At 55.0% G+C, this 24,166-nt stretch carries 19 protein-coding genes; 6 read left to right on the plus strand and 13 right to left on the minus strand.

All coding sequences use genetic code 11. The features are described from left to right. Positions 1 to 20: 20 nt before the first annotated feature. The 3 genes from OM794_RS19125 to OM794_RS19135 all read right to left on the minus strand — a co-directional run bounded on the left by OM794_RS19125 (position 21) and on the right by OM794_RS19135 (position 2,172). A complete protein-coding gene (locus tag OM794_RS19125) occupies positions 21 to 419 on the minus strand; it encodes an Hsp20/alpha crystallin family protein (RefSeq protein WP_226246857.1) in 399 nt (132 codons plus the stop codon). Positions 420 to 455: 36 nt separating this feature from the next. Continuing rightward, positions 456 to 917 (minus strand): Hsp20/alpha crystallin family protein, encoded by a 462-nt coding sequence (locus tag OM794_RS19130; protein WP_226246856.1) that lies wholly within the window; start codon positions 915 to 917, stop codon positions 456 to 458. A 202-nt stretch (positions 918 to 1,119) separates the two neighbouring features. Further along, on the minus strand, positions 1,120 to 2,172 hold the full coding sequence (locus OM794_RS19135; protein WP_226246855.1) for a class I fructose-bisphosphate aldolase: 1,053 nt from the start codon (positions 2,170 to 2,172) through the stop codon (positions 1,120 to 1,122). A gap of 254 nt (positions 2,173 to 2,426) precedes the next feature. Here OM794_RS19135 and OM794_RS19140 point away from each other — a divergent pair, with 254 nt between their 5' ends. From OM794_RS19140 to OM794_RS19155, 4 genes are read left to right on the plus strand one after another with little or no spacing between them, the layout of a single operon-like run. Next, on the plus strand, positions 2,427 to 3,485 hold the full coding sequence (locus OM794_RS19140) for a FecCD family ABC transporter permease (RefSeq protein ID WP_226246854.1): 1,059 nt from the start codon (positions 2,427 to 2,429) through the stop codon (positions 3,483 to 3,485). Next, positions 3,482 to 4,273: an ABC transporter ATP-binding protein gene (locus tag OM794_RS19145; protein WP_226246853.1), complete on the plus strand. Its 792-nt coding sequence runs from the start codon at positions 3,482 to 3,484 to the stop codon at positions 4,271 to 4,273. The genes OM794_RS19140 and OM794_RS19145 overlap by 4 nt, the downstream gene beginning before the upstream one ends. Positions 4,274 to 4,288: 15 nt before the next feature. Further along, positions 4,289 to 5,419 (plus strand): ABC transporter substrate-binding protein, encoded by a 1,131-nt coding sequence (locus tag OM794_RS19150; RefSeq protein WP_226246852.1) that lies wholly within the window; start codon positions 4,289 to 4,291, stop codon positions 5,417 to 5,419. Positions 5,420 to 5,465: 46 nt separating this feature from the next. Continuing rightward, the gene (locus OM794_RS19155; protein ID WP_226246851.1) at positions 5,466 to 7,586 is read left to right on the plus strand and encodes a TonB-dependent siderophore receptor; all 2,121 of its coding nucleotides are present in this window, start codon (positions 5,466 to 5,468) and stop codon (positions 7,584 to 7,586) included. 222 nt (positions 7,587 to 7,808) lie between these two features. Here the strand turns inward: OM794_RS19155 and OM794_RS19160 are convergent, their stop codons facing one another. Beyond that, a complete protein-coding gene (locus OM794_RS19160; protein ID WP_226246850.1) occupies positions 7,809 to 8,729 on the minus strand; it encodes a lysine exporter LysO family protein in 921 nt (306 codons plus the stop codon). A 130-nt stretch (positions 8,730 to 8,859) separates the two neighbouring features. Then, positions 8,860 to 9,525: a LysE family translocator gene (locus tag OM794_RS19165; RefSeq protein ID WP_226246849.1), complete on the minus strand. Its 666-nt coding sequence runs from the start codon at positions 9,523 to 9,525 to the stop codon at positions 8,860 to 8,862. Between the two features lie 87 nt (positions 9,526 to 9,612). Here OM794_RS19165 and OM794_RS19170 point away from each other — a divergent pair, with 87 nt between their 5' ends. Both OM794_RS19170 and OM794_RS19175 read left to right on the plus strand, forming a co-directional pair. Continuing rightward, positions 9,613 to 10,605: a LysR family transcriptional regulator gene (locus tag OM794_RS19170; protein WP_226246848.1), complete on the plus strand. Its 993-nt coding sequence runs from the start codon at positions 9,613 to 9,615 to the stop codon at positions 10,603 to 10,605. A 149-nt stretch (positions 10,606 to 10,754) separates the two neighbouring features. Next, on the plus strand, positions 10,755 to 11,309 hold the full coding sequence (locus OM794_RS19175) for a zf-TFIIB domain-containing protein (RefSeq protein ID WP_226246847.1): 555 nt from the start codon (positions 10,755 to 10,757) through the stop codon (positions 11,307 to 11,309). A 112-nt stretch (positions 11,310 to 11,421) separates the two neighbouring features. Here the strand turns inward: OM794_RS19175 and OM794_RS19180 are convergent, their stop codons facing one another. The 8 genes from OM794_RS19180 to OM794_RS19215 all read right to left on the minus strand — a co-directional run bounded on the left by OM794_RS19180 (position 11,422) and on the right by OM794_RS19215 (position 24,076). Then, a complete protein-coding gene (locus OM794_RS19180) occupies positions 11,422 to 12,471 on the minus strand; it encodes a hypothetical protein (RefSeq protein ID WP_226246846.1) in 1,050 nt (349 codons plus the stop codon). 278 nt (positions 12,472 to 12,749) lie between these two features. After that, a complete protein-coding gene (locus OM794_RS19185; RefSeq protein ID WP_226246845.1) occupies positions 12,750 to 13,838 on the minus strand; it encodes a type VI immunity family protein in 1,089 nt (362 codons plus the stop codon). A gap of 16 nt (positions 13,839 to 13,854) precedes the next feature. Beyond that, positions 13,855 to 14,553: a VRR-NUC domain-containing protein gene (locus OM794_RS19190; RefSeq protein WP_226246844.1), complete on the minus strand. Its 699-nt coding sequence runs from the start codon at positions 14,551 to 14,553 to the stop codon at positions 13,855 to 13,857. Beyond that, positions 14,550 to 15,065: a PAAR domain-containing protein gene (locus OM794_RS19195; RefSeq protein WP_226246843.1), complete on the minus strand. Its 516-nt coding sequence runs from the start codon at positions 15,063 to 15,065 to the stop codon at positions 14,550 to 14,552. The genes OM794_RS19190 and OM794_RS19195 overlap by 4 nt, the downstream gene beginning before the upstream one ends. Before the next feature lie 79 nt (positions 15,066 to 15,144). Beyond that, entirely contained in the window at positions 15,145 to 20,064 is a 4,920-nt protein-coding gene (locus tag OM794_RS19200) for a DNA repair ATPase (RefSeq protein ID WP_226246842.1), read from the minus strand. Between the two features lie 161 nt (positions 20,065 to 20,225). Further along, entirely contained in the window at positions 20,226 to 22,163 is a 1,938-nt protein-coding gene (locus tag OM794_RS19205) for a hypothetical protein (protein WP_226246841.1), read from the minus strand. 23 nt (positions 22,164 to 22,186) lie between these two features. Next, positions 22,187 to 22,810 carry a hypothetical protein gene (locus OM794_RS19210; RefSeq protein ID WP_226246840.1) on the minus strand — a complete coding sequence of 208 codons (624 nt, stop codon included), beginning with the start codon at positions 22,808 to 22,810 and terminating at the stop codon, positions 22,187 to 22,189. A 297-nt stretch (positions 22,811 to 23,107) separates the two neighbouring features. Further along, complete coding sequence (locus OM794_RS19215; protein WP_226246839.1) at positions 23,108 to 24,076, minus strand: LysR family transcriptional regulator; 969 nt, start codon at positions 24,074 to 24,076, stop codon at positions 23,108 to 23,110. Positions 24,077 to 24,166 lie beyond the last annotated feature (90 nt).

Below are 24,166 nucleotides of genomic sequence, written 5' to 3' on the forward strand. Positions count from 1 at the left end.
TAGTCATCCGTTGCCTTCTTTTATGCCGCCTGCACCTCAATACGGCGTGTGCGGTGGCTATCTTTCTTGGGTAGCGTTAGAGTCAGTACACCATTAACGATAGTGGCGGTAATCGCATCACTGTCCACTTCGTGACTGAGGTTAAAACGCCGCGCAAAACGCTGGCCGCGAACCTCGGCGTGCAGCGCGCTCAGCCCTTCGGGCATATTTAGCGCTATCTCGCCCTCCAAGCTCAGCACGTTGTTGTCGAGTTCTACTTTAAGCGTCTCGTGGGTAACGCCGGGCATATCCGCCACCAGCTTGAGCGCGTTAGGCTCCTCAATGATGTCCACCGCTGGCAACAGGGTTTCCTGTTCGCGCTGTTGCTCACCACGCTGTTGAAGTGGGGAGTGGTTGGATGAACGAACAACGTTATTCATGGTTTATACCTCCTAATCAAGGTTAACAAACATGATTTACGCCGCCTGAACATCAATACGCCGCGGCTTGAGCTCTTCCCGCTTAGGCAGCACGATCTCGAACACACCATGGGCATGGCGAGCCTCTGCCCGCTCGGCATCCAGGCCATCTGGGAGCGCAATCGCGCGCACGAACTCGCCGCTGGCGCGCTCACGGCGGAATATCGGGCGCGAGCTGCCATCCTCATTATTCCCCGTTACAGCATCACGCTTGCCACGCAGCGTCAGCACATTGTCCTGAACATCAATGGTCAGATCCGAAGGTGCCAGCCCCGCCGCAAACACGTAGACACGCACGGTGTCATCGTTACGCGCCACGTTGATCATGGGGAAACTACCCCGCGGCACCGCGCGAATATCCATCGCATTGCCGTCGGGGAAGAAGCCATCCAGCAGTTGACTAAACCAGTCAAACTGTCGAGGCGAACCGGTTTCAAAACGCTTGAGATCATCGAACATATCGAACACCTCCTACGTTAAGCAGACTATGAGAATTGCGATAAGAGGCAGCCTCTTATCCACTCCACCGAAGCAGCCTCTACAGTTTGCAAAATAGGAGCGCTCAATCGATTTTCAAGGGTCTGGATGGCAATTTTTTGGGCTATTTAACCGGCCAAAGACAGCACATTAAGGCCCCTTTGAAGGCCGATGCTTACAGCGGTCAAGCCACCGTCACGTCGGTAGAGAGATAGACATCCTGGATCGCATGCAGCAGTTCAACGCCTTCCTGCATTGGTTTCTGGAAGGCCTTACGCCCTGAGATCAAGCCCATCCCCCCGGCACGTTTATTGATCACTGCCGTGCGCACCGCTTCGCCAAGATCGGAATGCCCCTTGGAGCCACCGCCGGAGTTAATCAAACCTGCGCGGCCCATAAAGCAATTGGCGACCTGGTAACGGGCCAGGTCAATGGGGTGATCCGTGGTCAGCTCGTTATAAACCTTATCGTGGGTATGACCAAAGCCCACAGCACGATAGCCGCCGTTGTTCTCAGGCAGTTTCTGTTTGACGATATCTGCTTTAAGGGTTGCAGCCATATGGTTCGCCTGGCTGGTGAGGTCGGCTGCGACATGATAATCAGCGCCGTCCTGCTTGAAGGCCGGGTTGCGCAGATAGGCCCACAGCACCGTGACCATTCCCAACTGATGGGCACGCTCAAAGGCTTCGCTGATCTCCATGATTTGCCGACGGCTCTCATGGGAGCCAAAGTAAATCGTTGCCCCCACCGCCACGCAGCCCATATCGTGGGCCTGCTCCACATCGGCAAATAGCGTTTGGTCATATATTGCTGGGTGGCTCAACGTCTCATTGTGGTTCAACTTGAGCATCATCGGGATTTTGTGGGCATAGCGCCGCGCCACGGAAGAGAGAACCCCAAGCGTCGATGCCACACCGTTACAGCCCCCTTCAAGGGCCAGCTCAACGATGTTGGCTGGATCAAAGTAGCGCGGATTGGGTGAGAAGGAAGCACCCGCTGAGTGCTCAATGCCCTGATCCACCGGCAGCAGGCTGAGGTAACCGGTGCCCGCCAAGCGGCCGTGATTAAAAAAGCTCTGCATACTGCGCAGCACCGCTGGGCTGCGGTCGCTATCCGCCATGACACGGTCAATAAAATCTGGGCCCGGTAGGTGCAAGCTGTCCCGGGGCACCCCCTGGCAAGTGTGATGAAGCAGGCTATCTGCATCACTGCCTAGTAGAGCGGCTATATCGGTCATGATGAACTCCTTTATATTTATGTAACAGAAAGTAAGTGTATGCCAAATGGTGCTGAAATGAAGCCTATCGTTGTCATAAAGCCTAGCCCTTCAATAGAGCATAGAGGAAGCACCGCCGCAATCCGGTGGCGCCAGGTTTCCCTGTAGTTGACAAGGCTACGACTAAAGGATGAAAATACAATAGCGAATGAGTTTTAGTCGCAAATAAGACTAAATCCTTTAACCTTGTGTTCTCACCTGGAAACACTTTTACAATGCCCGCCTCACCGCCGCTTGCAGCTCCGTTGGCCTCCTCCTATCGGCGCTTTATCGTTATCCGCTTGCTGATTGTCGCGGGTCTAGCCATCGCCTTGGTCATTTCTCTACTGGCTGATATTGCCAGTGGCCCTGCGCATATTCCTCTTGGCAAACTGATCGCTCTGATTGTTGACGCCAAGGCCCAAGGGCCGATTCAACAAGCCATTGTGTGGGAAATCCGTATGCCTGCGGCGCTAATGGCAGCGCTGGTAGGCGCTACCCTAGGCCTGGCGGGGGCAGAGATGCAAACAGTGCTGAATAATCCGCTGGCCAGCCCGTTTACCCTGGGCGTGGGCGCGGCGGCCACCCTGGGTGCTTCGCTGGTGATTGTCTTTAATCTCACCATGTTTGGTTTAAATGCCCACTACGCCACCGCTTTGATGGCGTTCGTATTTGCGGCGGCGTCGATTTTGACCATCAATGCCCTATCACGCCTTTACGGGGCCAGCCGCGAGATTATCGTGCTGTTTGGTATTGCGTTGGTGTTTGTCCTCAACGCACTGGTCGCGCTTTTGCAGTTGATTGCCAGCCCCGATGCTCTGCAGCAGTTAGTGTTCTGGACAATGGGCAGCCTGTCCCGCGCCTCCTGGGAGACGGTGGCCATCGTCGCAACAGTGCTGGCCGTTTGCCTGCCCTTCTCACTGCGCAGCGCCTGGGCAATGACGGCGCTGCGTTCGGGGGATGAGCACGCGCGCAGCTTCGGCATCGCGGTTGAGCATTTGCGACTTATCTCACTGCTTAGAGTGAGCCTGCTCGCCGCTGCCGCAGTGGCGTTTGTGGGCACCATTGGCTTTATTGGGCTGGTGGGCCCGCATATGGCACGCTTGGCGTTGGGTGAGGATCACCGCTTTTACCTGCCCGGCAGCGCTCTGGCCGGGGCGCTGGTGCTTTCACTTGCTTCCATCGCCAGTAAAACGCTGGTCGATGGATTGGTGTTGCCGGTAGGGCTGGTGACCTCGCTGGTGGGTATCCCCTTCTTTATGGCGTTGATCATGCTACAGGGGCGAGCGCGATGAGTGCAGGTTTTACGCTCAGCGATTTCACCACCGGTTATCGCAAACGGCGCGTCTTCGAGCAGCTCAGTCTACCCACACTGCCACCCGGTTCACTGGTCGCGGTGCTGGGGCCCAATGCGGTGGGTAAATCGACCCTGCTAAAGGCCATCGCGGGCTTGCAGCCTGCCAGCGGACGCATGCAGCTTAACGATATCGACCTTGCCTCCCTAAGCGGCGCCGCGCGGATGCGCCATGTGGGCTATCTACCGCAAACACTCCCTCAGGCCACCACCTTGGTCGCTTATGAAGCAGTGCTTAGCGCCTGCCGTGCCGTCCGACCCGACCTCGGCCGTGTAGAAATAGACACGTTAATTGAGCGCGTTTTCGATGCCCTGGCCATTCGTATGCTCGCGCTGCGCCCGTTGAGCGAGCTCTCCGGCGGTCAGCGTCAGATGGTTGGCCTGGCCCAGGCGATTGCCCGCCAGCCCGCGCTGTTACTGCTGGATGAACCCACCAGCGCGCTGGATCTTCGCTGGCAACTGGCGCTGATTGATACCGTGCGGGCAGTGATAGCAGAGCGTCAGGCGGTCTGCCTGATGGCGATTCACGATATCAACCTGGCCCTGCGTTTCTGCGACCAGGTGCTGCTGTTTGGTAACGGCGGACTGCTGGCCGCAGGCGACCCACACGATGTGATTACCCCTGACGTGTTGCGCACCGCCTATGGGGTCGAGTCACGGGTCGAACGCTGCTCGCAGGGGCGGCCAATAGTATTAAGCGATCGCGTCAGCGATCTCTCTGCTAATTAACCCCGGGATACCAACATGCGACGCTTGGCTATTAATTTGCTGTGCTGGATGAGTTTGTTAAGCGCTGCCGTATGCCTGGCCGGTGAGCCAGCAGAGGGTTTCCCTAAACAAGTCACCGATTTAGCAGGCCGCCAGGTGACACTTTCAGCGCCGCCGACTCGGCTGTTTCTAACCCAGCCACGCCAGCTGTATGCCTTGGCGACACTACTGGATGACCCGACATCACGCTTAGCAGGCTGGGCTTACCCACTGGCTTTTTTTGATCCCACGATGGCCCAGCGCTTTATTCACCAGTGGCCTGCACTTGCCCAACTGCCCACCCTCTCCAGCGCGCCGACACCTCAGCTCGATAGCGAAGCACTGCTGGATCTGGCTCCAGATCTGGTGCTGTTCGATCTCTCCCGTGTGGGTAGCGTAGAAGGCTCCCCGTTGGCACGGCTGCTGGACGAGCTGGGCATTGCCTACCTGTTTATCGACTTTAACCGTCACCCGCTGGAGAACACGCCCAAGAGCCTGGCCCTGCTGGGTGAAGCCCTGGATGCCACACCACGCGCCAATCAGCTGATCACCCTTATCGAGCAGCATCTGGCACGTATTGACCAGCGTTTGGCAGAGCAGCCCACCGACGCCCCCACCGTCCTGATCAATGTCGCCCCTGGGGTAAAAATCGACTGCTGCCGAACCAGTTTAAGCAACGGGCTTGCCGACCTAGTGGCCCGGGCAGGTGGCGATAATATTGCCGCTGCGTTAACCCCCGGCGCATCGGCAACGCTAAGCAACGAGTGGGTGCTGAGCCACCCGCCCAACATCATCATCAACACCGCAGGGCAATGGAGAGCCGGTGATGGCATACGCGCCGGAGTGGGTATTAGCGCCGACGACATTAATCAGGACTTACGTCTCCTCAGCCAAACACTGCCCGGCTGGACGCATCTGAACGCCGTTAAGGAGGGGCAGCTCTACGCTCTGTGGCACGGCTTTCACCAAGGCCCCTTCGCCATTGTCGCGCTGGAACGCATTGCCCAATGGCTCTACCCCGAGCGCTTCTATGATCTCGACCCGGCCGCCACCTTCGATGCATTGCTGCCTACCCCGTCAGCGCTAAGCCGCGAGGGGCACTTCTGGGGTTCGCTCAACGCTCAATAACGCTTTCTCCCTCAACCCACTGACGATAAAAAGGATCGATCCCCCTATGCTCCGCTCCCGAACCATTGCGCTGTTCTCGCCGCTGCTCCTGCTGAATCCGCTGCCCTATGCCTACGCGCAACAAGCCAACGAGCCCGCTTCAGAAACGGTTTCAGAAACAATGATCGTCACCTCAGATCGCCTTACTGACGTAGCCCCGCAGAGCTATCGTGCCCAGCGTTCTAGTTTGGCCAGCAAACAGCCGGTGTCGTTTCTGGAAGAAGCCCGCACCGTAGAGACGGTCACCGCCCAGGTGATGGCCGATCATAATATCGACAGCCTCACTGAAGCGATGGCGATGGTCGCAGGGGTGACCGAAGGCAACACTATGGGGGGCACCGAAGACGGCTTTATCAAACGCGGTTTTGGTAGCAATAGCGATGGCTCAACGCTGATCGACGGCATTCGCCAGCCCCGCGGCACCTTCTCCATGGCGACGGTGGATCATGTCGAAGTACTCAAGGGGCCAGCCTCACTCTTTCAAGGCCAGCAGGATCCTGGCGGGGTGATCAATCTGGTGACCAAACGCCCTGAGTACCAGTGGCGGCGCGAGATCAGCGCCGAAAACACCTCCTTGGGCGGTGGTAATGCCAGCGTGGATGTCACCGGGCCGATTGCCGATACTGGGCTGGCCTTCCGGTTTATCATCCACCATGAAGATGAAGACTCCTTTCGCACTTTCGGTAATAACCGACGCACAATTGTTGCTCCTTCGCTGCGCTGGGAAGGCAACGACAGTCGTGCCCAGATCTCTTATGAGTATCGCGACTACGACCTGGATCTGGATCGTGGCACGGTGATTATCGACGGCGAGCCCGCCAAGGTGCCTAACGACCGCCGTTTCGACGAACCCTGGTCACGGACATTCGGCCACGACGAAGCGGTCACCGCTTGGTGGGAGCAGGATATCAACGACGACTGGTCAACACGCTTGACCTACGGCTGGAACCGCCGCCAGTACAGCGGTGGCCAACCACGGGTGCTGCGCGTGAACGATGCCAGCGGCGCACTAACCCGCCGGGCTGATGCCAACCACGGTATTGACCGCCGTGTACAGTACACCGCCTGGGACACCACCGGCACTACCACCCTGGCAGGTATGCGCCACGACCTCACTATCGGTGTGGATCATGAACGCCAGCGGAATTATCTGGCGGAAGCGTATCGCGGCACGGCGGTCACCGATCAAAATGTATACGACATTAGCTACGGCGGCCTGAACCTGGATCGCGACAGCCTTAACACCTCGCGCAGCAACCGCTTGGATGAGACCAATACCACCGGGCTCTATCTCAACGACCGCTGGCATCTCAACGAGCGCTGGATACTCGGCCTGGGGGGCCGCTACACCCGCTATGAACAGTTTGCAGGCCGTGGTAAGGACTTCGTTACCGAGACCGATATCAGCGATGACATCTTCCTGCCATCCATCAGCCTGCTGCACCGCCTGAGCCCGGAGACATCGATTTACGCCAGCTATAGCGAAGCCTTCGTGCCCAACGGCGCCGACAGCGATAGCGGCCAAGCGCTGGATCCCGAGCACAGTGAAGGGAGCGAAATTGGCGTCAAGCACCTGTGGAACGACCAGCTCGCCCTGGGGGCCGCGCTATTCGATATCCGTAAGGAGAATGTTGCCGTCTCCGATAACGGTGTCACCCGAACGGTAGGCGAAGCGGGCTCCCAAGGTGTGGAGCTAACGGTTTCCGGCCAGTTGACCGATCAGTTATCGCTACTGGGCGCGTACGCCTATACCGACACCGAGGTGCTCAAAGATACCGAAGGCACCCAGGGCAACCGGTTGACCAACGCCGCACGCCATACCGCCAGCCTCTACCTGGCGCACGACTTAACCACCGCACCTGGATTGGGCAACTGGCGACTGGGTGGTGGTGTTCGTTATGTGGGCGAACGCGAAGGCGACGCAGACAACAGCTTCCAGTTAGACGCCTACACCGTTGCCGATGCCTTTGTCGGTTGGGACACCCCCTGGTTGGGCGAAAACCTGCACCTGCAGCTCAACGCCAAGAACCTGTTCGACACCACTTACTACCCCTCAAGCGGTGGCAGCACGCGGGTAGTGGTCGGCGACCCACTGGAAGTTAGCTTGCAGGCGTCGGTGAGGTTTTGAACAACTCATCGCCTTTATAGCTTCATCCAAATGTGACTGCTGCCAAAGCCGGACGGCTAGCAACGGGGCGATATCGAGGCTGCCCCGAAACGGTCAAATAAAACGGGGGAATTGTTTGCTGCTACGTGCATTCGCAGTTAGCCCTGGTAAATCCTGGCCTACGCAAGCTTCGAAGCTGAACCATCAGCTACTTTAAACCAAGCAACGGTTTTAAGGCTGTTTTCAAGTCCCTGGCATCAGGATCGTGATGAACACCGGTGCCAGCAGCGTCAACAAGAACCCGCTAACCAGAGCCAATGGCACCGCATCGGGCGAACAGGCCTGCTTGATAATCGGCAGCGTAGAGTCCAATGCAGTTGCCCCGGCACTGCCAATACCAACCTGCGGCTGATGCCGTCCCAAGGCGTAGAGCACCATAATAGCAAGCAGCTCACGAAGCAGGTCTGTCATGAGTGCCATCGTTCCATACACTTGCCCAAGCGCATCACCGATCATGACGCTAGAAAGCGTAAACCAACCGAAACCACTGGCAAGGGCTAAGGAGACCCGTAAGCTTTCACCAGTAATCCAGGCAGCCATAGCACCACCGACCAAGGATCCCAGAACAACAAATAGGGGAACGGCCAATATCGACCACGATAACCACTGCACATTAAGTTTGACCTGTGTTAGGTCGATACCGACCAGAAGAATTAGCAGCAGTAGCATGGCACCGCTTGACGGAAGCGCCAGCGCCCCCCCTAGAATGCGATCCTGTAGAAGGTAAAGCACACCGCCCAGCCCAACCATCACCAGGGCGATGAGGCACTCTTTAAGCGGCGGCCAGATATAGCTCAATCTGAATGGCTGACGCGCTTTGGCAGGGAGGCTTTGCCGACTGCTTTTAAGCATGAGAATGAGCAGGCATGGAAACACCGTGGTGCAGACTGCAAAAACAAACGCGGCCTTCATCACAATGCCTATCGAGCTTGCCGACAAAATCACCTCACCAAATTCGAATCCAATAAGGAATAGAAGCACCCAAACTAAAGGTGCTATCGAATGTAGAAGTGGCTTACGGAACTGGGTGGGAAGCAGTCTTCCAATCGCATACCCCGCAAGTAGCGCAATCAGAATCGGTAGCAGAGAAAAAAGTATTTTCATATTCTTTGAACCATTGGTGAGAAATCTATAAGTATCATGCACCTATCGGCATCTTCTGCATCAACTTCAGATTTAACTATTGGTGATACGTAATAATCTAACTCCAGTGCTTAAAATTGGAGCGCCCTTCTCATTGTGAAAAAGTAACCATCATGCCTCCGATCCCCCATAACAAACGCATCGAAAAGGCGATGAGCAGCACTCCCATCAACCGCTCGAACCAGTGACCGATACGCAGAAATCGCTCGCGAACAGGCGGGCTGGTAAACACAAGGCTGACCAACACGAACCAACCGGCATTGACCAGGCACATCCAACCGCCATAAAGCATTTGAATGCGCAATGGCGTCGAATCACTGACCACAGTCGTGAACACGGCCAGGAAAAACAGCGTCGCCTTGGGGTTGGTCGCATTGGTCAGAAACCCCAGCCCAAACGACTGGCGAAAGCTCCTTGCCCCTGCCTCGGCTCCGGCATCCAGCGCCATCCCGGCTGTGTGCTTACCTGCCTGCCGGATGAACGTGACGCCGAGATATAACAAATAGGCTCCGCCCACCAACTCGGCCGCACTCAGTAACCAGGGGGTTGTGTGCATCAACGCGCCGACCCCCAGCAAGGTATAGATCACATGTACCGAGATACCGGCACCAATGCCAACCGCCGTAGCGATGCCTAGACGCCTCCCATAGAGCACGCTCTGGCGAATCGTAACGGCGAAATCCGGCCCCGGTGCCACGACTGCAAGAAAGTGAATGGCGGCCAGGGCGAGAAATTCCGCCAGATAATCCGGTGTCATATATCCGCTCCTCTCTCATCGACTATCAATTGTATTGATAAAGAGCGGCTGCGATAATCCAGCGTAAATTCAAATATTTTTTGCCTCATGAGCACAAATCAGATGGTCGCCCTGTTGGGCGAAATGGCGGTCTTCGTCAAGGTGGTCGAAACCGGCAGCTTTTCAGAAACGGCACGCCAGTTGGGCGCAACGCCCTCGGCAATCAGCCGCTCGGTTGCCCGCCTGGAGAAGGCGTTGGGTACCCGGCTGCTCCAGCGTACGACGCGCAAACTGCGGCTGAGCGAAAGCGGGCATGAGGTTCATAGACGTTGCGTGGACATGGTGAGCGCAGCGCAGGCCGTGATGACCGTTTCCGGGCAGTTCGACCCAGAACCACAAGGTCTAATACGCGTCAGTGTGCCGAAGGCGGTAGGACGTTTCGTCATTCACCCCCACATTCCTGACTTCCTGGCGCGTTATCCCAAAATCGACGTTCGGTTACAGCTCAATGACAGCTATGTGGACTTGATTGATGATCAGGTGGATCTGGCAATCCGTATTACTGATCGCCCTTCACCAGGGCTGATGGGGCGTAAACTCATTGATATCGACCATATGCTTTGCGCGACGCCGGACTATCTCAAGCGTCAAGGCACACCAACGCACCCGCACGATTTGAAAGTGCACAATTGCATTTTTCTAGGCGAGGAGCCCGGTGATTCACGCTGGAAATTCCAGCTCAATGGCAAGAGCGTGAGCGTCAATGTGCGTGGCCGATATGCGGTCAATCACACCGGGGCAAGGCTTGACGCAGTGTTACAGCATCTAGGCATCGGCAGTTTGCCGTACTTCACCGCTCGCCATGCATTGCAGCAGGGAGATATCGTACAAGTACTTCCGGAATGGAAATTCAAGACGCATTATTATGGCGGCGAGGCCTGGGTGCTTTATCCACCAACTCGATATCTTCCGCCGAAACTGAGTGCTTTTATCAGTTTCATGGCTGAGCGACTGGGCCAGGAACCCACTTTGTATAAAAAGCCGCCCCAGGAACCGGAACTATCAGACCCTCCCTACGAATCGCCTGAGGCGTCCTTTTAGTAGTCGGCAACCCACTGGAAGTTAGCCTGCAGGCATCGGTTAAGTTTTAAGTGTTAATTTCTCGGCGTGACAACTTGCTCTTAATTAGCCTTTGTGACAACTTTCATACATGAGAAAGATATCATGGACTTAACAGCAGGAACGCGCCGATGAAATGTACCGCATGCCAACAAGGGAACTTAGTCCCCAGCTTTATTGATGCTCTTTTCCGTAGCCATACTTGCGATAACTGCGGCGGCAATTGGATCTTGATTGAAGACTACATTAGCTGGAAAGAACGTCACCCCGAACATGTATTTGATGACATTTGCGTTGAAAGCATTGAAGCTGAAGACACCGTCGGCGCGCTTATTTGCCCGGTGACCGGCGGCATTATGAGTAAATTTCGCATTACTAAAGATAATGCCCACCGCATCGACTACAGCGCCCGCGTTGGCGGCGTTTGGTTGAATAAAGGTGAGTGGGAAATGCTGGTTGCGGAAGGACTGGCAGGTAATCTGAATAGCATACTGACAGATCCCTGGCAAAAGCGGATACGTCAGGAAAAAACCAGTGACACCTTTGAGCAGCTGTATCGCAGCAAGTTTGGTGATGCTGACTACCAAAAAGCCTGTGACGTGCGCGAGTGGCTGCATAGCCACTCTCAAAAAACCGACTTACGCGCTTTCTTAATGGCTGAAAATCCTTACTCGGCTATTGATTAAATGCTTTAGGCTAGTGCTTTTATATAAATGATGAGTCAGCCGCTGATTAACAGCGGCTGTTTTATCTATGCTGCATCACCAATCAATAACGCTTAATTAAACCTAGAGCGGCTTAGGGCGAGTTAAGATTGACCAAGTCACTGCAGACGATGCGTACCTGCTCATCGGGCGTATATTCATTAGAAAAGAGGTCAAGTCGACGATAATAGTGAGCAGCGCTGCTGATACGCTCGAAATTGTCCATCAACAGGGCAGGCGAGTCAGCGGCAATCCCCTCGAACGGCTCCGTGGACACGAAATCGGCGGCACTCTGTGGCCAGTTATCCATCCCGCTGAGGAGTCTAGCCGAGAGCTCCAGAATCACAGGCTGCCTATAGCGTTTTCTTTCGTCACGATCGTAAAAACGGTACTTTTCCGCGTTCAGCGACACCATATCGAGCAGCGCTTGTTGCTCTGCACTAGGCGCTTCGATCGCGTAAACGCGAGCCAGTTGTGATGCAACGCACTGCTCTATCTCGGAGGCGGACAGGGACAAGCTTTGCACGAAATAGGAAGCGTTAGATGCCTGTTCAAGACTCATCGGCTGCCATATTGTTGCAACGTCGTCATCGCGAGTCATCGTCCAAGCATCGCCCTGTGGCTGAATATTGAGACCATCGACAACCAACAGCTCGAACATTTCGCGAAAAATGGGAAACTTTAAGTAGGTCGAATCGTCGCGAGGGTGTAGGAGAGTTTGATATTGTTCAAGCCGCGACATCTCAGGATCATTCAGACTTAATGTCATCGAATCGGAAACATTGGGTAAGCAATCATGATCACCTGATTGACACGTCGGCGTTTGATTCATTGGATGGCGGATAAGATGCAGTACAACGGTGACCTGGTTCCCATCCTGATTGAACTGTCCATGCACGAGACGCTGGATTTCGAGCCCCCTCCTGACGGCTGCTAGCTGCGGGGCGACCATAACCATCTCCTCAGGAAGGCGAGGCGTTACCGACTCAGCCCAGCTTGCCTGCCCAACCGATAAACCAATCAACAAATACCAGAAAAAGTGTTTCACCTGTAACCCCTCAAACGTTGATTTATAAGGCGATGGAGCTTGAATTGCCCTTATGGGCTGCCGCTCACATCGCTTGGTTTTATTGGTTAAGTACATTCCTGCAGCGCTTGCCCCCGGTGCAACGCTATAGCTGTCAGCCCAGCACTATCACCTGATCAATAATCTAACCAAGTCTATGCCTCCATCAATGGTGCATAACAACACCGCAGGAATCGCGAAGAGAAACAGGTAACCAGGGCAATTGAGTTATAGATCGCTATCCCACGGGGCTTTTCCATCTCAGTTCCAAACTTTACGCCAGATCCACCTTACTGCCACGTATACCGGCGCAAGGAAGAGCCCAACAATGCTTGCAACAACGCCCCTTGATTACGCTACAAACGCTCCGGCAAGCTGTTGGTATCATCCAGGCGAGGCTCCTGATCCAGTAGCTTCGTACGCCACGCAGGAATCTCTTGCTCGTCAACATCCAGGCGCTTCAACCACTGGTCGGCAGCCCAGCCGGTCAAGCGCAGTTCACCGTGACGCGAGCCACCGTGTAAATCCCCAACCGTTTCGTAACGGATACCTTTGAGTAGATGGTTCAACAACACGTAGGGGGTTGGTTTAGGGTCTTCAGCATCGCCAGCAATATAAGCGTAAGCCCCCGACTGGATAACCACACTAGTGCCTAAATCATACAAGGCAAAATGGCTGCTAGGCAGCTGCGCTTGCAGGGAATCCAGCCCCCCAGCCAATTGCAAACGCTCTTGATTAAGTAGCGTCAGCCAGCTAACGGTTTTGATCTTGGTGGGTTTGAACTGGGGTCGATTAGCCAATAAGCCCGCCGTCCCCGCATCCAAACCGGGCATACGGTCAGCCATAAAAGCCTCAGTTGGCTCGTTCTCACTCCGATTTGTCACAGAAAGATTGAAGGCATGCCCCGCATAGCCCTGCTCTGGGTTTAGCAACCGCGCAAAATCCAAGAACAAGCGCAGAAAGCTTAGCGGATGCTGCTCTTGATAGAGTAGCGGCACAGAGAACTCCAATACGCTAAGATCACGCCCAATTTTTGCTTGCCAAGCTGCTCGTCCAGATATTCTAAAATACCAAGCACTCGCATCATTGGATTGCTTGCCGCTGGTGTAGTAAAAACTTAGCGGATAATTCTCATCCATACGGGAAAGCATATCGCGCAAAGGCCTAGCCTCGGCATAGGCGGTCAGCGGACTGCCTTCCGGCGGTTCCTCACGCCACAGCCAGGTAAGGTGGGGCTCGGCCAGACGTTTGAACGCATCGAAGCACTGGCATAGCGCCTCGCGCACCCCAGTCGTATGCGCCCCTTTGAAATAGAGCGAGCCCCGAAGGCACAGCACAGCCCCAATATAGTCCTCGGGGCCGCCTCTCATTAAAAGATTGCCGGGCATCTCCAGCATATGCGGTTGCTTAGCTAGCTCTTCAGCCAGATCAAATGGTGGTTCCACGGGATTCTCCTCTGGATCAGTGAGCAGGTATGGGAGCACGGGGTGAACGACCACGGGTCAGAAAATACATCAATCCACTGGCCACTGTCGCCGCCCAGCCTAGCTGCTCTACAGGCACATTGGGCTCTTGGGTCTCCTGGCTACAATCGCAATCAGAAGGCGACATTTCTATAACTTTATTTGCATCACCAGCGATTACCGAGTATTCACTCGTCTGATCTTCGTTTGGAGGATCAGGCGGAAACTTCATCTCCACCACTTGCTTGATATTGTCCTGGGTGGGTGGTCTGGTTGGATCATTCACAATCACAACGTCGGGGCGGCGAATCATTCCCCGACCGCGTTGGAAGGGTGGATGCTCTGGATCTTCATCCCAGTATTTGCGGATCCAGCCCGGTATCCAGCTATGAGAATGAGTACCTGTCTGGCTATCGAGAATTGGCTGCGGTGGCTCCTTGGTCATATCGTAACTGACCTCAGGCTTGTAAGGGCTGCTTCCACGGAGCACTTCATTCAACTCGCCAAGGCGCTGTGACACGCAGTCTTGCTTAAGATTTTTGCCATCCCGGCTAATATTGGGTGTTGAACTGCAATAACAGATAGCAGAGCACAATACTCTCTCATCTTGAGGGTCAAGCCGAGGCTCCGCAATGCGAACGGGGTTAGTCTCGCCCTCTGGGCTCATAGCACCTTGGGATAAAGGGTGATCGCTCATCTTTCACTTCCCTGGATTAAGTCGATATATATCGTCTCCGCCGCATCATGCCTAACCCAAGAGGTCATACCCTCATCATCCGTGGTGTCGAATGCACTCCAACCGCCGCTGGATCTGACTTTAACTCTACGCCCAGCGACGGGTTTACCCGTATCCTGATTGATAAGCTGAAAACGACCTGAGTATGGAGCTGTGCTACTACTCAATGGGTTTACGGGGGATGCGCCACCGATAGCAACGTCACCAATAATGACTGTTCCCGAACCGCTGATAACGGTGTTACCGTGGGCACCGACACTGCCCAGGGTCGCGGCAGGTTTTCCATTGATTAGCACAGTGGACGAAACCGCTTGGGTAATCGGGCTGCCACAAGCAGATTTGTCGCCTAGCCTTGCCGCCGACAACCCGTCGTAAAACACATCCGGCGAGCCATCTACCAATGGGTTTGTGCCGTGTCCTGGCACAGGACACGCGGTAGGATCAGTAATACGTGCTGCTGGCTTTCCACTCATATTAAAACTCCTTACTCAAACGCCTTTTATTGATCAACAAACCAAATAGATAAGAGTGAAGACTGCTCTTCAGACGACATTAACTCTCCTCAGGCCTTACCTTCCCCCACTGTCCAACCCCCTCCGCAATCAAGCTTAATTGCCGCACCACCAAGGCACCGGTCTCTTCGTTGCCTCCGGTTAGTTGCCGACGTTGGAACTCACGCTTAATCGCTTCCCAGCGCTGTTTTTCTTCCTCGCTCAAGGTGCCTCTAAGCTCTTTTAGCTTGAGTAGATTCTCTTCGGCGCCCTGGGTTAACAGCTGCGCTTCACCGACGTAATGATCATCAATGATCGCTTCAAGCTCGTCGTCGCTGAGGATCGGCGACATCTTCTCCGCCAATCGATTCATATTGCGGTAGCTGCCCTGTAGGCGGAACGGAGGCTCGGTGCGGTACTCATCGGCCTGGGCGCTGGAGGCGATATACTGCTGATTGACGCGTAGCACAACTTCACGTGCTTTAAACATATTCTTCAGCACCGCGACGATCTCTTCGCGCTCTGCGGCGCTATAGTCGTGTTCAAAGTCGGTGCTTGGCACCTCGCGGCCCATGGCGATATCAACAAAGCGGTAGAAATCGTCCATACCGCGAGTGGCCAAAGAGGCGAGCACCGTGTTGGCACTCATGGCATTCTCGATGTAGGAGAGCGCAAACACCTCTTCCATGCCGCTTAATACATCACCCAGGTTATAAACGTCGGCGCGGTTGGCCAGCATGTCGGGTACTTTGAACACGTCGCCACTTTCGGTGTAGGGGTTACCCGCCATGGCAATACAGAAGCGCTTACCGCGCATATCGTAGGTCTTGGTACGCCCGTTCCAGATACCGTCAACCCGCCGGCTGCCGTCGCATAGCGAGATAAACTTCTGCAAAAACTCCGGGTGAGTATGCTGGATATCATCCAGATAGAGCATCACGTTGTTGCCCATTTCAAAGGCGAGGTTGAGCTTGATCAGCTCGGCCCGGGCGGTGGAGTGGGTAGCCGCGTCAGGATCCAGCGAGGTCACATCATGGCCAAGGCTTGGGCAGTTAATCTTCATAAAGATCAGCCCTAAGCGGTTCGCCACATACTCCATAAGCGTGGTTTTACCGTAGCCGGGCGGGGAGATCATCATCAGCAAACCGCTATTATCCGTGCGCCGCGTATCTCCCACCGTGCCCATCTGCTTAGCCAGGTTATCGCCGATAATGGGCAGGTAGCTTTCGGTAATCAGCTTGTTGCGCACAAAGGAGTTGAGCGGCTTGGGCAGGTACTCTTCTAGCCTCAACCGCTCCCGCTGCTCGCGTAAAATCAGCTGACGACGCTCCTGCAGTGCCGTCCAGTCGCGTATCACGACCTGCTCGTGTTGGCGCAGCCGCTCCTGAAAGTCATCGAGCTGAAGCGATAACTCCTGCTGTTCTAAGCGCCCGTGCTGCCCCAGCAAACCGGTGACGGTGAAGGCTAGCTCGACATTATGGGTGGCGGTACTTAACCGGTCAGCCGTATTGAGCATAGCAATCGCTTCAGGCAGGTAGTGTAGCAACGCCTCTTGCTTGGCTTGCCCCGCGTGAGCCTGCAGCCAGTGGGAAGTGATCACCCAGCGGGCGCCGGGGTTACCCGCCACCACCGCCAAGGCCTCTTGGAAGTGTGCGTAGTGGCCCTGCTGCTGCATGGAGGTGGTAAAGCTCTCCACCAGGCTGGCAGCGTACTGGGTGACCGGAAAACGTTCGCCCTCTTCAGCCAACTGGCGCACTAGAAAGTCGGTGGCACTGCTTATCTCACTCACCGAGCAGTTGATCTGTTGGGCCGATACAAAGGCACCCAGCTGCGGTTGTACTTCCTGGATCAAGGCGTTTATCAGATCCTCGTTGTTCATAATGCGGCACAGGATACCCGCCGATAGACAGCGTGCACGCAGATTGCGGGTCGCGTCTTCATCATGAATACGGTCGGCCCAGAACAGCATCGCCAGCGCTCGGGGCAGCGGCCCAAAGCCTAGCAGACCAGCACTTTGGCGAGCCGGCCACAGGGTGCGTACGATTAACGCGGCGTCGTGGTCGTGGATACCTTTTTCGTAGCTTTCGCGGTAGCGCGGCGAGGCAAAATTGGCAATCTGACGCTGCAGCTCGCTGAAATCTTCCACATTAATGGGCTTGGCACCAGGCTGCGCCAGTTCACCCATAAAGCGATAGGCAAGGTACTCGGCGCGATAAACAGCGGGGCTTTCGGAAGGCAGCAGCATCCCCCAGTAGTCTTTCAGCTCGGTCAACCGCTCGTCTTCCAGTGGCTCGTAATACTGGGTGCCCGTCAGGTGCAGCATGATGCGCTCTTGGCGCGGCACCAGGGTTAAGTCGAGATGCTGTTGGTTGACGCTGAAGCGGTGACGCGGCCCCAAGCGAATAACATCGCCACCGGATTCATAGATATCGGAACGGTCGCGCACGCTACGCATGGCGGCGTCTTGAGAGGAGCGTAGCCGCCCGGCGATATCGTCCGCCTCAAGGTTACCGCCCATCTCGCGTAGCTCATCAATCATGCTACGCACTTTGCCCACCATGGCATCGGCAGCAAAGAAGCTATGCAGCTCTTCCAGGGTTTCAAAGCGCTCTGTGCGCCGCTCCACATTGGCCAGAATCCGCTGGCTGGCGTCCGTTAGGGTAGAGACACGGCGTTGACGCTCATCCTGCAACTGCTGGCGACGGGCTTCGATGCTTTCGTGGGCGCTTTCACGCTGTTCGAGAATGGTGGTCAAAAACTCATCAAATTCACCGAACTGACTCTCCAGCTCCTGGAGCTGATCGAGCATACGGGTCATTAATTGATCGCAGTCATCGGGCTCCCGCAGCGCGCCGACACCATTGGCCAGGCTCTGCTCAAACAGCCGAATCTGGGCCGCAAACTGCGCCTGAGCCTCGGCACTCCCCTGCTCTCTTAAGCGGATCTCAGCCTCGGAGCGCTGCTGATTAATCGAGGCGTAGATGCTGGAGATATTCTCGGTAATCCGCGTCTGCTCGATAGCATCACCGCCGGACATCGACGACAGCAGCCCTTGGATCATATCCAGGCCAGCGGTCAATTCGCGATAGCGCCCTACACACTCTGCCAGTTGCTGGCGATTTTCCGCTTCGCCCACCTGCTCTTTTAGTGCTGCCAGGGTTGCCCGGTAGCCATCCAGCGCTTCTGGCTGAGCAAGAAAGCTAAAGGTCTGCTGGGTCAACGATTGTTCCGCTTTATCCAGCGCTTGCTCTAACGCCTGCAAGCGCTCTTCATCCAGGTATCGGCGCTCGCGCAGCGCCATTAGCCGTCCACGATGGTCGCGTAAGTGTTTCAGATAGGTGACGAATAGGTCGGGGGTTTTCCAACTGCTGGGCTTGAGCTCCCGTAGCAGCACTGCCTGCTGTTTCTCAACCTCGTCTAGCGCCTGGGCTGTCTGGGCACGGATCGCCTGAACTTTCTCATACTCATCGAGCATCAGTTCAGCGGTGTGTTTTAGCTGCTCAAGGGCGGCGTGAATGGTTTTAAAGTCAGCTTCACCAATCCAGTGGAACTGGTTTAGCGTGCGGTCGACCCGACGAATAATGGCGTTAAAGTGGCGCTCGGACGCCTGCTGCTCGTTAGCGAGCTGCACAATGCTATTGAGTTCGGCAATGCCGCGCACCAGATCAGGGTTGCCGATCCGTCCTAGTGGCGTGTCGTTGCGCACCGCGTCCTGGGCATGGAAGCGCTCCGACATAAAGGGCGTCGCCCATACCTGAATGGGGTGAACCAGCGTCGGCTCATCTTCGGCATAAAAAATTGCCAGATGACCGTTTTCAAGTATCGCCGCCCCGTGCCCTACCATGGGGGTATCGACCTGCTTGCGGATCAAGTTATAACGGTAAAGCACCACCTGCCCGGTTTGTGGCGCGTAGAAGACATACAGAACATCTTCACCGTTTGGCGAGCGCACCATGCGCTTGAAACGCAGATCCTCCTCGGGCACTTCGTAGGTGGTCAGCTCCCCGGTATTCAAATAGTAGCCCGAGGGAAATATCAGGCCATGATTTTCCGGCAGCTCAACCACCGAACCCGCCATGGCATCAATGCGTTTAACGTGTTGTTCAGCGCGATTGAAAAGGTAGTAGCGCCACTGCCGCTCATTAAAAGGCAGGATACGAATCAGGATGACAACGCCAAGATCGGCGTATTCAAAGCTGGCATCGTCCAGCGACTGGGAGTCTGAATCCACGGGGTCGGCGAATACACCCTCTCCGCTGCTGGTGTTGTTCTCGATCTTGAAGGTAATGTTGCCGCGCAGGTTATCAACAAAGACCGCATCGAGGATATTCAGGTGGGGCGCACGGCCTTGCTCCTGCATATCCCGACCTGCTGTCTGCCAGGGGAAGGCGAAGCGGTCGGGGAACACCAGATCACGCTCGCCGCGGTTATCGATATAGCGGCTCACCTCGCCGCTGGCGGCTAATTCCCAGCGGAAGACACGCAGGTCGCTAAGTTTTTCACCTATTTGAAAAGCGATCAGCAGCTTGTTGTTCAGGGTGACCAGTTGAACCAGTGTAGCGTGACTGTAGTATTTCTGGAGTTCTTTGAAATCCTGAACAAAGCGGCTCTCGGTGAGAAAGCTATCCGCCATGGGCGCTTCGCTTAACTCAAGCCCCTCTTCGTCATCTTTGAGGTGATAAAGCGCAAAGATATCGCTCGCCTCAAGCTCTTTGCGCAACCCCAATTGCACATTGAAGCCAAACAGGATTTGCTCGCCAATGCGCACCATATCGCGGGCAATGGCGTTATTTTCGGTACGTACCCGGGCCCTGCCCAACAGCGCCATACTACTGCTACCAAAAACATCCGCCCGGGCTTCGTTCAGTTTACCGATCGAAGTGCCCAATTCGCCGCCCTGGGTTCTCAAGCGCCGCTGTATTGTCTCGAATGCGGTGCTTTCTCTGACGATGTTTTCAACCGAAGAGTGCTCCTTCGACATAGTAGTCATCCTGAAAAAGTGCTCACTAGAAATAGCAAAGACCGCAATGGGGTGACGATTGCGGTCTTGGAAAGGTATCACCGGCCGCTTGGAACGACGTAGGCCGAGACTCTCTGCATAGGAGGGAATGCGACTCTCTGCATAGAGAGTCGCCCTGCCCCTTAGGCAGATTCGGAGGCTTTGCCAGCGTCAGCGTTCAGGGCACGATTCGCCAAGCCCGCCAGGGTAGCTTGCAGCGCTGGTGACTTATCGAGCACACCTTGTACTGCTTTACCGTAGCCCAGGCCGGCGGTGAGTTTTTCAAACACATCGCTGTCGCCACCAATCAGCTCAAACTTGGCATTTTGCATCGCGGCAGCCATCACTTTGCCGTTCTCCAGCATGCCGATGCGCTGGGCTTCGATTTGCGCCATCACTTCTTTCTCGTGGACTTCCAGGTTCATACGGAACTCTTCGAAGTGGCGCGCCTCTTCGGACATATTGTCGTAAGCGCGCAGCTTCTCGACCAGGCCATTGGCTTCGGCTTTGGCCATCGCTTCCCGGGCTTGTGCTTTTGCGGTGCCCAGTTTCTCTTCGCCCATCGCCTCGGCTTCAAGGCGCTGCTCAAGAATACGTACTTCCGCCAAGCCTGCATCTTCATCGGCTTTCGCATTGGCCGTTTTAACCTCGGCCTGGGCAAAGCCTTCGCTACGCTGGGCGTGGGCACGCGCTTCGAGCACTTGTGCTTCGGCAAGCCCATCTGCGGCGGCAAGGGCTTGATGACCGCGCGCCTGCTTCTCTTCTGCCGCAGAACGCTTCTCTGCCGCATCCAGGTCGGCTTGCGCCCGAATAACCGCCTCTTCCGCTTCCAGTTTGGAACGCTCGAACACAGCTTCCGCTGCACGGACTTCTTTGAGCTTGCGCTCTTCGGCTTCGGCTTGGGCAGCCGTCAGGCGAGTGACCTTCTGGCGCTCCGCTTCAGCGCGGTTGCGCACATCGTTAATATTCTCTTCTTCTTCCGCCACGCTGCGCTCAACCGCAATACGCTGGCTGGTAATTTCGGCAATTTCCTTGCGCTCTTCTTCCAGCGCTTTTTCCATGCCGATTCGTTCAATTTCTACCGCACGCTCACGGTTAACGTCCTCAAGCTCTTTGGCCTGACGAATCCGCACCTCTTCGATCTGTACCGCACGCTCGCGGGCCTTGGTGGCCATTTCAATCTGGCGCTGTTTGTTCTCTTCGGCAATCGCCAGCTCTTCGTCGGTTTTAATCCGCGCAGCTTCACTTTTAGCACGCTCCTGCTGGAGCACCTGCTCGGCTTCGGACTGCTCACGCGATTGCAGGCTTTCGATTTCACGACGCTGACGCGCTTCGGCATCGGCCTGGGTGCGCTCCAGCTCTAGCGCAGCTTCTCGAGCGGAGACATTCTTGCGCTGAATTTCCAACTCTTGGTCGCGTTCCAAGCGGTTGGTTTCAACATTGTGGCGGGCGGTAATCTCGGTGATGCATTTGATGCCTTCTGAATCCAGAATATTGTTCGGATCCAGCGAGCTTTTCGGCGTCTGCTCTAAATAGTCGATGGCGACATCTTCGAGAATATAACCATTGAGGTCTTGGCCAATGGTCTCAACGATGGCGTCTCGGAATTGCTGCCGCTCTTCGAAGAGCTGCATAAAGTCCATCTTTTTACCGACGGTCTTCAATGCTTCGCTGAACTTGGCATTAAACAGCTCATTAACGGCATCGCGATCCGATGCACGGCCGACGCCAACGGATTTAGCAACCCGCAAGACATCCTCTGCAGTGGCATTAACACGCAGGTAAAACGCTACGCTGATGTCAGCACGAAGGTTGTCGCGGCAGATCAATCCCTCTTTCCCGGTACGGTTCAACTCCAGGGTGATCACCGAGATCTTCATGGTTTCCGAACGGTGAACAACAGGTAGCACCATGGCACCGGTAAAGTAAACTTTGGGGGTCGTGGAAAGATCATTGACGATCAATGCCTGCCCCTGGTCGATCTTCCGATAAAAGGCTTTAAACAGCGCCAGTATTGCAAACAGTGCAATAACAAGCGCACTGACAGTAATCAGTAGAGGCATGATCCACGACAAATCCATCTTTATCTCCTGCAGCAAGGCAATTAATCGGCTAAGCCGGCTTCAAAATCTTTCTCAGATACCACCCAGTACGCATCTTCATTAATCAAGTACTGAATGATGATGGCTCGCTCACCCCGCACCAACGCTGAGTCGCTTCGCACTTGTAAAATCAGATGATCACCATCGATATGGGCATCAGCGCGGCCTTTCTCTTTATCCACTACTGCCGAGCGAACGGTGCATTGCTTACCTGTCAGACGCTGCTCAATTGGCAGGTGTTGAGCGGGGCGGAATAGGGGTCGTAAAGGGCGAATGAGTAAGGAAGTTGCGATAGTGGCAATCACAAACCCCAGGATCAGTACGACGCCATTAAACAGCCACAGCAACACGCCCGGGTTAAGTCGTATGCCCAGCAGCAGCGTTGCGAAGTAGCTAAACAGCCAGCCGGTCAATGCCAACAGTGTAATCACCAGCGGCAGAGGAACGCCGTGCAAGCCCAGCGTTGCTAGTAAGCCACCAAAATCCAACGCGCCACCATCGCCCTCTACGGCATCGCTATCGACTAACCCTGATAGCGAAATTAGCCAGTAAATAACGGCGACACTTAGCAAAATCGTAAAAATGACGGTAGGAAAGGTAGTGATAATAGAGATAAATAGAGGCATGCGCCTGAAACCCAGTAAGGCTAAATACAAACGCCATCACTACTGAATGGCGCCATGAGTCATTACCCCTTTCCATTTTGCTGAGAAAGGGCTCTTATATAAAAAAACAGTCTTCACCCGACGATATTCATTGCTCGGGACTGCAGCTCTGTTAGCAAAACCAAGAAAACCTACAGTATTTCCTCGCAAAATCAATTCGGTCAGCGGTTTTTAAGAGATCTCTTACAAAACCAATAGCGAATGTCTTACAAAATCCAACTTTCTCGCCATGCGCACCGGAGATAGCTTACTCTTTGCCTACCAATTCTCGTTGATTGGTTTACCTACTGCTAACAACTCATCTCCTTGGTACGCATCAACCAAATGTGACTGCTGCCAAAGTCTAGCTACAAGTTCCTGAATAAAGGTTCGCACGATAAGCGAGGGGCGTCGCCCCGCTCGGGTAACGACACAAAACGGCGACGCGATTTCGACCTGATCTGGCAGCAGCGCTTTGAGCTCGCCCCGCTCCACCCAGTGGTGGGCATAGTAGCGGGGCAAGTTACCGATAAAGTGGCCGCTCAATATCAGCAGAGCCTGGGCTTCCATATTGGAGGCATGGGCGCCCACCTGGGCATTGGGAAAACTCTTAAGCTCTTGCAGGTTGGCATATGGCCGCACCACAAAGGGGTGATTGATCACTTCTTCTATCGTTAGCTGATCGCTATCACGGGCAAACAACGGATGCCGTTTTGCGCAGTAGATTCCATGCACTTCGGTGTAAACCTGACGATGCTGCAAGCCTTCAATTTGTGCCATTTCCGGTAAGATGCCGAGCTGTACTTCACCATTGGCAATCTCACCAATCAGGCGATCAGGACTGCCTACCGTAATGTTGAGACGCGCTTTAGGGTTCTTGCGCAGAAATTCGCCAATCACCCCCTGCAGATCAAGATCCACATCCATAATGGTGTTATCGACAACACCTAAACGCAGCGTGCCGTAAACGGAGCTGCGCAGCTCGCTCATCTCGCTATCAAAATCATCAACGGAGGCAAGCAACACCTTGGCACGCTCATACACCATTGTGCCCCGCTCAGTGAGCTCAAACCCCTGTCGCCCTCGTCGGCATACAGTGAAGCCTACCCGCTCTTCAAGTGCCCGGATATGAAAACTCACAGCGGACTGACTCATATGCAGCGCCGTTTGCGCGCCCGCAAAACCGCGATGCTCAGTCACGGCAAGGAATACAGAGAGGCTTTTAAGATCGGCAGCTGAGAGTTTCATTAGAGTGCTCTACGTTAGTGCAATTCACATCAATAAAACGGGTACAAACATCGAAAGATAGCAGTTTTATTGTTGCATAACGCCTGCTTT

The sequence above is a fragment of the Halomonas sp. BDJS001 genome (assembly GCF_026104355.1).
In the GTDB taxonomy this organism is placed as follows: domain Bacteria; phylum Pseudomonadota; class Gammaproteobacteria; order Pseudomonadales; family Halomonadaceae; genus Vreelandella.